A 13,460-nucleotide genomic window follows, 5' to 3' on the forward strand; every position below is an offset into this window, starting at 1 on the left:
GCACCTTCCTGATTTGCTTTATGCTTCGTACTGTTTGAGCGTTTTGGTAAATTCAGACAACACGCCCATTTTTTCCAAAGCTTGTCCACCATAAATAATGTCATGTGCCAAAGCGACACCTTGTTTGTAGCTTGTAGTTAGACCCGAAACATAGATACCCGCACCCGCATTGAGTGCAATCATATTGGCCGCTTTTTCGCCTTTGTCTGATTTGTTTTTGCCTAAAGCATCTTTAATCAAACTCAAGCTTTCAGCAGAGTTTTCTACAATCAGTCCTGTTAAAGTTTGAGATTCAATTCCCACGCTTTCAGGGGTAAGTTCCCATTCGGTAATTTCACCATCTTTGAGTTCTGCAACATAAGTGCTCGAAGCAAGGCTAATTTCATCTAAACCATCTTTAGAATGCACCACCATGACATGCTCAGCACCGAGCTGTTTCATCACTTCTGCAATCGGGCGGCATAATTCATTGCTAAACACCCCAATGACAAAACGCTTTACACCCGCAGGGTTAGTCAATGGCCCAAGCAAGTTGAAAATACTGCGAATACCCAACTCTTTACGCGGGGTAACCGCATATTTCATGGCTTTGTGATGATTCGGTGCAAACAAGAAACCTACGCCCATTTCACGAATACAGCGTTCAGTTTGTTGCATGTTTAAGTCAAGATTAATGCCTGCTTGCTCAAGTAAGTCAGATGAGCCTGATTTGGTTGAAACCCCACGGTTACCGTGTTTGGCAATGGTTGCACCTGCAGCTGCAATGACAAAGGAAGAGGCGGTAGATACGTTAAATAGGTTTTGACCATCGCCACCTGTACCAACAATATCTACGAGAAAAGGAATATCGCTGACATCAATTTTGATGGCAAATTCACGCATTACACGTGCAGCAGCAGTAATTTCATCAATGCTTTCGCCTTTTAAGCGTAAGCCCATCATCAATGCACCAATTTGAGCGTCTGTTGCTTCGCCCGACATAATCGCGCGCATCACATCTTCCATTTGAGGCTGAGTCAGGTGAATTTGTTTTGTAATATGGTTGAGTGCTTGTTGAATATTCATGTGATTTGACTCGCTCATTATGCGTAAATTTCCAAAAAGTTTTTAAAGATTTGATGACCGTGTTGGCTCAGGATCGATTCGGGGTGAAATTGCACGCCTTCAACAGGCAAAGTTTTGTGCTTCACGCCCATAATTTCTTCCATCGAACCATCTGCTTCTTTGGTCCAGCATGTCACTTCCAGACAATCTGGCAAGGTTGCTTGATCAATCACCAAAGAGTGGTAACGGGTTGCAGAAAATGGTGAAGGCAGATTGCTAAAAATACCTGTGTTGCTGTGGTACATATCCGATAAACGACCATGCATCACGGTTTTAGCGCGCACAATGTTTCCACCAAAGGCTTGTCCTATACTTTGGTGTCCTAAACACACGCCCAGTAACGGAATTTTGCCTGCAAAATGCTGAATTGCAGGAATAGAAATCCCTGCTTCAGATGGAGAACAAGGGCCTGGGCCAATCACCAAATACTTGGGTTGCCATCGCTCAATATCTTCTAATGTCACGGCATCATTACGAACGACTTTTACTTCCTGATTTAACTCGCCAAAATACTGGACGATGTTGTAGGTAAAAGAGTCATAGTTATCGATCATTAAAAGCATGAGCTAACCTATTGAAAATTGAACACTTTAAGTGCTAAAGAGTCTGAGATAATTTGCTTTATTCCTGCGCCTATAATGAGAAAGGACTTTATTTTTCTTGTCGAAAAGAAGGTGGAATAAGGAAGCGCTTATCATCATAGCAAAAAATAAGCATTTTCTGCGGACTATTTATATGATAATCCCTGTTAAAGCTTATCAGCGCATTCACCAATTTATAGATTTTCAAAGCTTATTACACATTGTTCAGGTTTGATCTGAAAGAAATGAACACATGATCAAACAGGGTCATTCACCAGTCATATTTTAGCTTCACACTTATAGATAACGTAAAAAATGCGCTAAAAAGTAGCATCATGGCGCATGTTATTAGCGGTTCACGTCAGGTAGTTTGAGTGCAGCGTTTCGATAGAAAATACAAATCTGCAGTATAGATATTTTCAATCAGCTTGATCGAAAATAATACAGGTTTAGGATTTTTAAACGATCTTATTATTTTTGCTCAATAAAAATAAAGTGTTGTTTAAGATTGGTCGGATAATTTGCATTGCTCAATACAACCATGGCACAGCAAAATACTTGCATAGATACAGTTTGAGCTATTTTTTGATCTACAATTCAACAGAAATAAAACATAAATGCACTAAAATGGTGCTATGTTTTGCAGTTTTAAATCAAATCAAATGAACAGTGTTTGAATATGGTGCAAATCGTATTTCTGACAGTATAATAGCGACAAAGTAATTTTTTTAAATGATGTATTCTCATACGGAATTCATGGTTTTAGCTTTGCTTTTAAAAGTTGGTACGCTAATTGCTTAATAACTGCCAACTACTAACACGCACTTTCGGGTGCAACAAAAAACATCGGAGCAAAATGAGCATGGCGAACAAGGTCCTTCAACTCATCCAAGAAAGTGGTGCAAAATGGGTCGATTTCCGCTTTACAGATACTAAGGGTAAAGAGCAGCACGTAACTTATCCTGCAGACAGTATCGATGAAGATACTTTTGAAGACGGTAAAATGTTTGATGGTTCTTCTATTGAAGGCTGGAAAGGAATCGAAGCATCAGACATGATCTTACGCCCAGATGCCAACACAGGTTTCATTGACCCGTTCTTTGCAGAACCAACAGTGGTTGTAACGTGTGATGTTATCGAACCATCGACAGGTCAAGGCTATGACCGCGATCCACGCTCTATTGCTCGCCGTGCTGAAGAATATTTAAAATCGACAGGTATTGGTGATACTGCTTTCTTTGGCCCAGAACCAGAATTCTTTGTATTTGACGAAGTAAAATGGGACATCGATATGTCTGGCGCGCGCCACACATTAATCGCTGAAGAAGCTGCATGGTCTACAGGTAAAGACTACGAAGCTGGTAACTCAGGTCACCGTCCACGTGTGAAAGGCGGTTATTTCCCAGTACCACCAGTAGATTCTTCTCAAGATATGCGTGCAGATATGTGTGCAAAAATTGAAGAAATCATGGGGCCTGGTCGTGTAGAAGTACATCACCATGAAGTTGCATCTTGCCAGTTAGAAATTGGTGTGAGCTTCAATACTATGGTGCGTAAGGCTGACGAAGTGCAACAGTTCAAATATGCAGTTTGGAACGTTGCGCATCAATATGCAAAAACTGCAACCTTTATGCCTAAACCAATGGTAGGCGATAACGGTTCAGGTATGCACGTACACATGTCTATCTCTAAAGATGGCAAAAACTTATTCGCAGGCGATGAATACGCAGGTTTGTCAGAAATGGCGTTGTACTTCATTGGCGGTATTATCAAACATGCCCGCTCTTTGAACGCGTTGACTAACCCATCGACCAACTCATATAAGCGTTTAGTACCGCACTTTGAAGCACCAATTATGTTGGCTTACTCAGCGCGTAACCGTTCTGCATCTATTCGTATTCCTTACGTGTCTAGCCCGAAAGGCAAACGTATTGAAGCGCGTTTCCCTGATCCAATGATGAACCCGTACTTAGGTTTTGCGGCATTGTTGATGGCGGGTCTTGACGGTATTCAAAACAAGATTCACCCAGGTGAAGCTGCAGATAAAAACTTGTATGACCTTCCGCCTGAAGAAGAAGCAAAAATCCCAACTGTGGCACACAACCTAGAAATGGCGCTTGATGCTTTGAAAGAAGATCACGACTATTTATTAAAAGGTGGTGTATTCACCAAAGACATGCTTGATGCTTATATCGAATTGAAAACTGAAGATGTACGTCGTTTGAACACGACGACTCACCCAGTTGAATTTGATATGTACTACAGCTTGTAATACATCAAAAATCTTAAATTTGAAAAACCCGCTTCGGCGGGTTTTTTGTTTTAGATGGTGCAATCATGGTTTTGAATTGGCATGGATTTTATCAAAATATAAGAATTTGCTTAATTTTTTTGGATAATTGCAGGGAATTGCGCCATCGGTCACAAAACTTTGCCTAAATTTGGGCTACACTAGGCTATCTTGTTAAGGTGGCGGAACATGCGAACACAGCCTATTTTTCCCAAGCAGGCAAATCTGCCTTCTGAATTAAAAACATGGCTATATGCAGCAGGTTCTTTGACCCAACAACTGACTCAGCTCGCAGGCGGACAATTTAAAGTTGAACCACTGCAGCAATCTTTTCAGCGTTTAAATTTACAAGATGCCCAGTGGATGCAAATGCCACATTGGCACACTTCATGGGTGCGTGAAAGCTATTTATATGGGTGTGATGAACAGCCATGGGTCAAAGCCAAAAGTATTTTTCCGATTCTAAGTTTGCAAAGCAAAGCCCGTTTATTTCAGCATATTGGCAATAAACCCATTGGCTGGTTTTTATTTCAGCGTACCAATCCGTTGTGTCAAAGGCGTGTGGTTTTGCTCGATGAAGGCTGGACACGACAGAGTTGCTATACTTGGCATGGCTGTAAATTTATTGTGCAAGAAACTTTTTTACCGCGTTTTGAGCAATTTATTCAACAATATTAAGATACGAGATTGGTATGGCATTGGCACAGCAGATCACGTGGCGTGAGCGTTTAGAAGCATATTATTATTTGTGTCGTTTCGATAAACCGATTGGCACAGAACTGGTGTTTTGGCCAACCATGTGGGCCTTGTGGATTGCTAATCAGGGCATGCCGTCTATCGGGATATTAATCCCTATGATTCTGGGCACAATTTTTATGCGCGCTGCAGGCTGTGCCATTAATGACTTTGCTGACCGTAAGGTAGATGGTCATGTAGAGCGTACCAAAACACGTCCTTTAGCCACGGGTGTGATTAGTGCCAAAGAAGCCATTTATGTATTCTTAGGTTTGGTTGCACTAAGCGCAGCCATGTTGTTATTTTTACCAATTGAAACTTTCTATTGGTCATTTGGGGCATTATTTTTAGCGTTTATTTATCCATTTATGAAACGCTACACTCATTTACCGCAAGTGTTCTTGGGAGCGGCATTTTCATGGTCTATCCCTATGGCTTATACCGCTGTAGGTGCAACGCCTGATCTTACTTGTTGGTTATTGTATTTTGGCAATTTGGCGTGGACTGTGGCTTATGACACTCAATATGCAATTACAGACCGTGAATATGATTTGAAAATTGGGGTGAAATCTACCGCAATTTTATTTGGTCGCTATGACATTCAAATTATTTCATTGTTGCAAGCGGGCAGTGTACTTTTGATTGGTACGGCATTGTGGTTAGAAAATTTACTGATTCCGTTTGGTTTAGCGGCATTACTGGTTGTGGTTGCAGACTTTATATACCAATGGAGTAAAACCAAAGATAAAGACCCGCAACGCTGTTTTTGGGCATTTCGTCATAACCGTTGGGTAGGGCTGATTATTTTTGTGGGAATTGTATTGGCTTTAATGTAAACCCTTTCATTGAATAAAAAATCTAACAAAGCATCTGATGATATTGCTGGTCAGATGCTTTTTTTATAGATATTTTTGCCGTATTTTTCTTGTTAAACCATTTGCGACTAAACCCTTCTTAACTCCTGCGTAATCAGTTGCAAAGCTAGATTTTGATTTTGCTTACGATAATTGGCATATAAATTTAAAGCTTGCACTTCAAAATTGGTGTCTAAAATCACCACATGATCGGCTAGAAAGCGTAATAAATATTCAGGTACAAAACTGTAGCCCATGCCCAGATTAATCAAATTAATATGCTGCAAAACATTGGTCACCCAAAGTAAGCGTTCTGTAGGCATCTGCTCTACAGGAATGGTGTCGGTAACGTGTTCATAAAAAACAGGTGAGGCATTTTGTTCGCACATAATTAAATTGTGTTGCATTACATCTTGCACACTCAAGCAAGTTTTATGCGTCACAGACTTTTGCCCCGACACCAAATAAATCTTTTCGGTCAAAATATGCAGGTTTTCAAAATCTTCATGTGTAATTGCATAGCGGGTAAAAGTTAAATCGAGTTCAGCATTTTTTAAACGCTGAATTTGCTCCAAACAAGTCAGACTTTGAATGTGAATTTGCAAATCAGGAATTTCACATTTTAAGCGTTCCAAAATTAATGGTAGAACTTTTAGCTCCGCTACATTCAACAAACCAATATGAATTTGATAGTTTTTTTGATGGGCAACTTGACGCGCTGAAGCAATGGCTAATTTTGAGTTTTCAATGGCTTGTAGGGCATAGGGTAAAAAAGCACGACCTTCATCGGTCAATTGAATTTGTCGCGCAGAACGATCCAGTAATTTTACACCGACTTCTTCTTCCAAATCTTTAATTTGTTGGCTTAAAGACGGTTGCGCGGTAAAGAGTTTATCTGCTGCTTTGGTGAAACTTTGTTCTTCTGCAACTGCAGCAAAATAACGTAAATGCCTCAATTCCATTCGCTTTGCCTATCAACCCGCATCTGTCTACCGCAATTGTAAACCAAAGCAGTTTTGCCGATACAGCATTCTGCATATCGGTCAAAAAATTCAGTACAAAGCCAAACTAGTGCTAAAACCAATCCATCTACAGTTTATACGCATACAAATAGGCGCACTTTTTGACTGGATTACACTGCAGCGCAAGATGTTTGCAACAGATTTGGCAGTGAAAGGAGTCCAGTATGTCGACACATTACGATACCGATGTTTTGGTAATTGGTACGGGGCCAGCGGGTTCAACCCTTGGCTTAGCTTTGGCGAATTATGGCATCAAAGTACAATTATTCACCCAGTTTAACTGGTTAGCCAATAGCCCGCGTGCACATATTACCAATCAACGGACGATGGAAGTTTTACGTGATTTAGGTATCGAAGAACAAGTTAAAGCCATTGCAACACCGTGGCAACAAATGGGCGAAAGTTTGCTTACCACCAGTTTGGTCGGTGAAGAAATTGCACGTATGAGTTGCTGGGGAACAGGTGATGAACGTCACGGTGATTATATCAAAGGCAGTCCATGTCCTTTTGTCGATTTAATTCAGCCAAAAATGGAAACATTATTGGTAAAAAATGCAGCCGAGCGTGGCGCAATTTATAATTTCAATACCGAATATTTATCACATACCCAAGATGAACATGGAGTTACCGCAACTTTTCAGAATAAAATCACGAATACAGAATTTAGTTTACGTGCCAAGTATTTGGTGGGGATGGACGGTGCGCGTTCTAAAGTGGTTGAAGAATTGCAATTGCCTTTAGAAGGTGTAATGGCACGTGCGGGTACAGTTTATGTGACTTTTAAAGCCGACTTGAGTAAATATGTGGCGCATCGACCTGCAATTTTACAGTGGATTGTCAATCCTGAAGCCAGTTTTGGTGACTTGGGCATGGGCTTGTTACGTGCCATTCAACCTTGGAATGAATGGATTATGGGCTGGGGTTTTGACATCAGCAAAGGTGAGCCTGAGGTAACCGAAGCACAAGTTCGCGCACGTTTGAATGCCTTTGTGGGCGAAGAAATCCAAGAAGTTGAAATTGAAAAAGTATCCTATTGGTATGTCAATCAAACTTGGGCCACCCAGTATTCGGTTGGACGGGTATTCTGTGGTGGAGATGCCGTGCATCGTCATCCACCTTCGAGTGGTTTAGGTTCTAATACTTGTATGCAAGATGCTTTCAATTTGGGTTGGAAATTGGCTTATGCGGTGAAAGGTTGGGCAACGCCTGAACTCTTGGCATCATACAGTGATGAACGTGCGCCTGTAGGTAAGCAAATTGTCGCGCGTGCTAACCAGTCCCGCTTTGATTATAAACATCTAAAAGAAGTTTTTGGCTTTGATGATGGCGTTAGCACACAAGCTGAAATGCTGGATCTTATTTTTGCAGAAACTGCAGAAGCAGCCCAAATTCGGGAAAAATTGTATCAGGCACTGGCAATTAAACATTATGAGTTTAATGCGCAGGGAGTGGAGTTGAATCAGCGGTATGTATCTAATGCCATGCTTGCTGAAACTACCACTGAAACGTTTTTACAAGACCCGCAATTGTACTTGCAAGCCACTACACGCCCAGGTGCAAAAGTCCCACATACGTGGTTGATTGATGCCAAAGGTCATAAACATTCAACTTTAGATATTGTCGGTAAAGGTCGTTTTACCTTGCTGACAGGTTTGTCAGGCAAAGCATGGAAAACGGCTGCAGCAGAACTCAACTTGGCCTATTTAGATGTGATTCAGATTGGTGCGCATGAGCATCTAGATGTGTATGCAACATGGCAGCAAAAGTCTGAAATTGCCGATGCAGGTGCAGTGCTTGTACGCCCAGATGGTTATGTGGCTTGGCGGATGCAAGACACGCCATCTGCAGATTTTGACCATTTGGCGTGTTTGAAACAGGTTTTGTCGCAAATCCAATTATGTATTAAATAGACAGCTTTGACTGTTCAGCAATACTTTGTTTATGAACTGCCCACAGCTTGTACGCAGGCTGTGGTTTTTTATCTATTGATTGATTCAAAGAAAGTTGTAGATGAATAAACGTGCAAAAGCCACAAGAAACTTTGTGCCTACACTCGATTTTGATATATTGAGCTTCATTTTGATGCGTTTGAAATAGGAATATATGATGTCACAGTCTAAGCAGCAAAGTCCTGAAAAAAAGCCAAGTCTAAAAAAGATGATTATCTTGGCAAGCTTAGGTTTGTTGATTCCTATCTTTTTGGTCAGCATGGCATTTTTAGCAGTCAATAGTGATGCCAAAAATCAGGAAAAATATAAACAACAGCAGGCAGAAATTATTGCGCGTATTGAAGCGCGTGAAGCTGCAGCACAGCAAGCGAAGCAGGCGGGTCAGACACAAGCTGCTTCAGAAGCTACACCTTAATATCGAGTTGATGATTTCAACTCAAATCTGATTGTAGTTGTCTGATACTTGGAATCTCGGTGTATCGGACAACGCGATAACCTGCCTCGTGAAACATTGCATCCCGTTCTGCATCTTCCTGTTCTTTGCCAATATGTGAGGGGTCATCTAACTCTATAATTGCAATGACCTGCATTTCTGCATTTAAGATCACAAAATCAGTCACTTTACGATTAAACAGCGCACGAATTTTATAGTGGTTGTTGGTGATTAATGCGCTAAACGCCACTTGTGCCAAGATGTGATGCTCAGGAAAAGCTTGTTTTAAACGCATAAACATTCTGCGTTCAAAAGCAGTCATCATCGGTTTAGGATAAAAGTTTTTCTTGGGGAAAAATAATTGCTTAAAAATTAAGATAAACAGGGCAAGGCTAGCCAAGCTGCCAATAAGCAAGAAAGTCGATTGACTGGATTCAAACATAGATGATGCGGTGTCGTTAGACCCTAAACAGCAGGAATAAAAAACCCACGTCATAATGCGTGGGTTTTTTAAGAATTTTGGCTCTCCCACCTGGGCTCGAACCAGGGACCTGCGGATTAACAGTCCGTCGCTCTACCGACTGAGCTATGGGAGAATCTGACACGCATTCTATGTGGGTATCTGTTTTTGGTCAAGCTGGAATTGAAAAAAAACCGTAATTATAGATTAACTGCTTTAAAAATAATCATCTAGCTTTGTTTCAACGCAGTTTTTAGAGTGCTTGAATGGCTTTTATATAATCTTCGCGTGTCTGTGGTGGGTTGGTTTTACGACATAAGTTAATTAATTGCAGCATCTCTTGCTGAGTCATTTCTGTTTTCACTTGGCTTTGAATTTGTTTTAAGGTGGCTTGTTGTTGTGCGTTCAGATCACGACTGCATTGATACAGACGTTCATACATGAGTGTCGCAGCAGTTTTATTGCTTTCAGATTTTTGCGTACATTGAAAAATTGCAAAAATCACCACAATCAGAATTGTCCAAAAAATCAGGGATTTTAACCAAGGCGCTTGCATGGGCTTTCAAGTTTTATTGTTGTTGATGAACCTAAGTTAGCGAAAAAATAGAGTCATCACAAGAGGGGATAGCCCGATCTTCACTGTATGGTTTTAATTTTGATTTAAGGGGAGAGTGAGGCCTGTTCCATTCGTTTAGAACATCATATCCACTATAAAAACAATAAAAATTGCAAAAAAAAATCCCACGTCATACTGCGTGGGATTTTTAGAATCTTGGCTCTCCCACCTGGGCTCGAACCAGGGACCTGCGGATTAACAGTCCGTCGCTCTACCGACTGAGCTATGGGAGAATAGATTGGCTCTCCAACCTGGGCTCGAACCAGGGACCTGCGGATTAACAGTCCGTCGCTCTACCGACTGAGCTATTGGAGAATCTGTGGGGCATTTTAGGGATGAAAGTTTAAGTCGTCAACACGTTCATCATCAGAAATGTATTGTTTGCTTTATAAATATTCATTTCATCTGCAAAAATAAAAAAACTGCCCATAAAGAGCAGTTTTTCTACAGAAAAATAGAAATTATTTTTCTACACCAGCATCTTGACCTGCGTATTTCGCATTTGCGTAATCCCAGTTTACAAGGCTTTCTAAGAAAGTTTTGATGTAAACAGGACGTGCATTACGGAAGTCGATGTAGTAAGCGTGTTCCCAAACGTCAATCGTCAATACTGCAACTTTGCCGTGCGCCATTGGTGTGTCAGCATTTGAAGTTTTCATAATAGAAAGTTTGCCATTCACTTCGTCAGCTACTAACCAAGCCCAACCTGAACCGAATTGAGTTGTTGCAGCAGCAGCAAATTCTTCAGCAAATTTTTCGTAAGAACCGAAAGCTTCATCAATTTTAGCAGCCAAAGCACCAGTGGCTTTACCACCACCGTTTTTCGCCATACAGTTCCAGTAGAACGTGTGGTTCCAAACTTGCGCTGCGTTGTTGAATACACCAGCTTTAGCTGCATCGCCTGCAGTTGCTTTGATGATTTCGTCTAAAGTTTTACCTTCAAGCTCCGTACCCGCGATCAAGTTGTTCAGGTTCACAACATAAGTGTTGTGGTGTTTGTCGTGGTGGAATTCTAAAGTTTCTTTGCTGATGTGTGGAGCAAGATCTTCGTAACCGTATGGTAAAGCCGGTAAAGTAATGGTTGTCATGTTTTCAATTCCTTGCATTTTGCTGGGTTTTAACATTAAGTGGCTCTATTGTAATAGATTTCGAGATCAAATTGCGCATTAGGTATAAATAACCATACAGAATAAGACTCGAATGTATACATCTAAAGACTATGTTAAACACAGATGTCATTTGAGTGAAATCGTTGGGTGAAACGGTGTATTAAATTGGGTTATTTAATTCAAAATAACTATACTCAATATTAAACTGTTCTGAAATAGCTTTTGCGAGTCGTTGTACACCATAGCGCTCAGTCGCGTGATGTCCGCAGGCATAATAATGCACGCCTAGTTCTTTGGCTTCATAATAGGTGCGTTCACTGACTTCGCCCGAAATAAAGGCATCACAACCTTGTTCTGCCGCTTTGCCAATAAAATCTTGTGCTGCACCCGTGCAGAACCCTACTTTTTGAATCTGACTTTTTTCGGCAGGAAGATGAATGGTTTTAAAGCCTAAACGCGCTGTGAGATAGTCACGAAATTCGGTTGCGCTCATGGCTTGCTTTAAAAAACCAATATTACCAATAGGATGACGTTCACTCGGGTCTAGGGCTTGCAAATTTTCTAATGCCAAACATTCAGCAATGGCAGCATTATTGCCTAGACTTGGGTGTGAATCGAGCGGTAAGTGATAACCCACCAAAGAAATATCATGCTGGATTAAACTTTTGATGCGTTTACCGCGCATGCCTGTAATTGGGTAAGGTTCGCCTTTCCAAAAATAGCCATGATGTACCAACAGTAAGTCTGCATTTTGGGCAATAGCAGCATCAATAGCCTCTTGAGAGGCAGTCACTGCACATAAAATTTTTTGAACTTCAGACTTACCTTCAATTTGTAAACCGTTGGGCGCGTAATCTTTAAATTCATGTGTATTTAAAGTTTGATCACACCATTGAATAATTTCTTTTAGCTGCGCCATAACTTTCTCAAATTGCTCATATTTAGCCAATATCAAAACATATTTTGTATTGTAACTAAAGCAAGACAAAACTCTTGGGCTTTTTTATGTTTCTATTTGTGTTTCGTTTTACAATAGCTCATTCAATGACTTAATCATCAAAAAAAATTTACTTAGAGGTACAAAACGTGCGCCGGAGCTTTACCTGGTTACCTTGGGTGTTACTCATTCTGGTTATTATTGGCTTTGTGACTTGGCAACAACTGCAAAAACCGAAAGCGCCTGTGGCTGCCGATGGGGTCAAAATGCCTGCCGAGAAAGTTGAACCATTAATTGATACAACACGGACAGGTGGGGTGGTGTCGTATAGCGCTGCGGTTAAAGTGGCAGCGCCTGCGGTGGTAAATATTTTTACCACACAAAAAGTGAAACAAATGGATCATCCATTGTTAAATGACCCTGCATTTCGTGAATTTTTTGGCAATCAGTTACCCGATCAATTTAAGCAAGGCCCAAATGAAAACAGTTTGGGGTCTGGGGTCATTGTTCGTCCAGATGGTTATATTTTAACGAATAATCATGTGATCGCGCAGGCTGAACAAATTGTCGTGGCTTTGCACGATGGACGCCGTGCGGTTGCAAAAGTTGTTGGGACTGACCCAGACACAGACTTGGCGGTAATTAAAATTGACCTAGAAAAACTGCCTGTATTGCCATTTAAACTGAGCGGCAATGAAGTGGGCGATGTCGTGCTCGCAATTGGTAACCCATTTGGTGTGGGACAAACCGTGACTCAAGGTATTATTTCTGCGACAGGACGTTCTGACTTGGGCATTAATACCTATGAAGATTTCATTCAAACCGATGCAGCAATTAACCCAGGTAATTCAGGCGGTGCATTGATTGATGTGGCAGGAAATTTGATTGGAGTAAATACCGCAATTTTCTCGCAATCGGGTGGTTCATTGGGCATTGGCTTTGCAATTCCTGCGAAAGTCTGTCAGCAGGTTTTAAACTCGATTTTAAAAGATGGACGTGTGGTTCGTGGCTGGTTAGGCATTAGTTTATTGCCTGTGCAACAAGACAATATTTTAGAACCTACACAAGGCGGTGTAGTGGTGGCTGATGTACTACGAGGCGGCCCTGCAGCAGAGGCTGGTTTAAAACGTGGCGATAAAATTTTAAAAGTGAATAATGAAGCGATTACTTCAACCTCGCATTTAATTAATTATGTGGCTGCACAAGCACCGCATACGACGGTGACTGTTTCAGTGGAACGTGGTGAAGAAGCCTTAGATTTGCAAGTCGTAGTTGGTGAGCGCAAAGTTCAAAATACCGATAAGCAATTTATCCCATTGCCTGAATAATAGATTTAACAGTAACAATTTAGCCTTGCCCGTTTGCAGGGC

The 13,460-nt window shown here is 41.1% G+C and carries 13 protein-coding genes and 3 tRNA genes; 6 read left to right on the top strand and 10 right to left on the bottom strand.

Annotated features, from left to right (window positions below; genetic code table 11):
- Window positions 1–18: 18 nt before the first annotated feature.
- Both trpD and FTT91_RS07505 read right to left on the bottom strand, forming a co-directional pair.
- Entirely contained in the window at window positions 19–1,065 is a 1,047-nt protein-coding gene (gene trpD / locus FTT91_RS07500) for an anthranilate phosphoribosyltransferase (protein ID WP_104853302.1), read from the bottom strand.
- A 17-nt stretch (window positions 1,066–1,082) separates the two neighbouring features.
- Window positions 1,083–1,667, bottom strand: a complete 585-nt coding sequence (locus FTT91_RS07505; protein ID WP_004971915.1) for an aminodeoxychorismate/anthranilate synthase component II — start codon at window positions 1,665–1,667, stop codon at window positions 1,083–1,085.
- An 874-nt stretch (window positions 1,668–2,541) separates the two neighbouring features.
- Between FTT91_RS07505 and glnA the strand changes: the two genes are divergently transcribed.
- The 3 genes from glnA to ubiA all read left to right on the top strand — a co-directional run bounded on the left by glnA (window position 2,542) and on the right by ubiA (window position 5,546).
- On the top strand, window positions 2,542–3,957 hold the full coding sequence (gene glnA / locus FTT91_RS07510; RefSeq protein WP_171287402.1) for a type I glutamate--ammonia ligase: 1,416 nt from the start codon (window positions 2,542–2,544) through the stop codon (window positions 3,955–3,957).
- A gap of 207 nt (window positions 3,958–4,164) precedes the next feature.
- A complete protein-coding gene (locus tag FTT91_RS07515; protein ID WP_180169212.1) occupies window positions 4,165–4,653 on the top strand; it encodes a chorismate lyase in 489 nt (162 codons plus the stop codon).
- A 14-nt stretch (window positions 4,654–4,667) separates the two neighbouring features.
- Window positions 4,668–5,546 (top strand): 4-hydroxybenzoate octaprenyltransferase, encoded by an 879-nt coding sequence (gene ubiA, locus FTT91_RS07520; protein ID WP_178318581.1) that lies wholly within the window; start codon window positions 4,668–4,670, stop codon window positions 5,544–5,546.
- 107 nt (window positions 5,547–5,653) lie between these two features.
- On the opposite strand, the gene FTT91_RS07525 is transcribed toward ubiA, so the two are convergent.
- On the bottom strand, window positions 5,654–6,526 hold the full coding sequence (locus FTT91_RS07525) for a LysR family transcriptional regulator (protein WP_180169213.1): 873 nt from the start codon (window positions 6,524–6,526) through the stop codon (window positions 5,654–5,656).
- A gap of 224 nt (window positions 6,527–6,750) precedes the next feature.
- On the opposite strand from FTT91_RS07525, the gene FTT91_RS07530 reads away from it, so the two are divergent.
- Together FTT91_RS07530 and FTT91_RS07535 are read left to right on the top strand one after the other, a co-directional pair.
- On the top strand, window positions 6,751–8,496 hold the full coding sequence (locus tag FTT91_RS07530; RefSeq protein ID WP_180169214.1) for an FAD-dependent monooxygenase: 1,746 nt from the start codon (window positions 6,751–6,753) through the stop codon (window positions 8,494–8,496).
- Window positions 8,497–8,692: 196 nt separating this feature from the next.
- Window positions 8,693–8,950: a hypothetical protein gene (locus FTT91_RS07535; RefSeq protein ID WP_180169215.1), complete on the top strand. Its 258-nt coding sequence runs from the start codon at window positions 8,693–8,695 to the stop codon at window positions 8,948–8,950.
- Window positions 8,951–8,966: 16 nt separating this feature from the next.
- Here FTT91_RS07535 and FTT91_RS07540 read toward each other — a convergent pair whose 3' ends face one another.
- The 7 genes from FTT91_RS07540 to FTT91_RS07570 all read right to left on the bottom strand — a co-directional run bounded on the left by FTT91_RS07540 (window position 8,967) and on the right by FTT91_RS07570 (window position 12,072).
- Window positions 8,967–9,410 carry a DUF2726 domain-containing protein gene (locus FTT91_RS07540; RefSeq protein WP_004971902.1) on the bottom strand — a complete coding sequence of 148 codons (444 nt, stop codon included), beginning with the start codon at window positions 9,408–9,410 and terminating at the stop codon, window positions 8,967–8,969.
- 78 nt (window positions 9,411–9,488) lie between these two features.
- Window positions 9,489–9,564 (bottom strand) — tRNA-Asn (locus tag FTT91_RS07545).
- 117 nt (window positions 9,565–9,681) lie between these two features.
- Window positions 9,682–9,984, bottom strand: coding sequence for a hypothetical protein (locus FTT91_RS07550; protein WP_004971899.1), 303 nt, complete (start codon window positions 9,982–9,984; stop codon window positions 9,682–9,684).
- A gap of 217 nt (window positions 9,985–10,201) precedes the next feature.
- A tRNA-Asn gene (locus FTT91_RS07555) sits at window positions 10,202–10,277 on the bottom strand.
- Window positions 10,278–10,283: 6 nt separating this feature from the next.
- Window positions 10,284–10,359 (bottom strand) — tRNA-Asn (locus tag FTT91_RS07560).
- A gap of 146 nt (window positions 10,360–10,505) precedes the next feature.
- On the bottom strand, window positions 10,506–11,132 hold the full coding sequence (locus FTT91_RS07565) for a superoxide dismutase (protein ID WP_026438302.1): 627 nt from the start codon (window positions 11,130–11,132) through the stop codon (window positions 10,506–10,508).
- Window positions 11,133–11,313: 181 nt separating this feature from the next.
- Window positions 11,314–12,072, bottom strand: coding sequence for a Nif3-like dinuclear metal center hexameric protein (locus FTT91_RS07570; RefSeq protein ID WP_004971895.1), 759 nt, complete (start codon window positions 12,070–12,072; stop codon window positions 11,314–11,316).
- Between the two features lie 167 nt (window positions 12,073–12,239).
- Between FTT91_RS07570 and FTT91_RS07575 the strand changes: the two genes are divergently transcribed.
- The gene (locus tag FTT91_RS07575) at window positions 12,240–13,418 is read left to right on the top strand and encodes a trypsin-like peptidase domain-containing protein (RefSeq protein ID WP_180169216.1); all 1,179 of its coding nucleotides are present in this window, start codon (window positions 12,240–12,242) and stop codon (window positions 13,416–13,418) included.
- Window positions 13,419–13,460 lie beyond the last annotated feature (42 nt).

This window comes from Acinetobacter sp. YH12021, assembly GCF_013420145.1.
Classification (GTDB): Bacteria; Pseudomonadota; Gammaproteobacteria; order Pseudomonadales; family Moraxellaceae; genus Acinetobacter; species Acinetobacter towneri.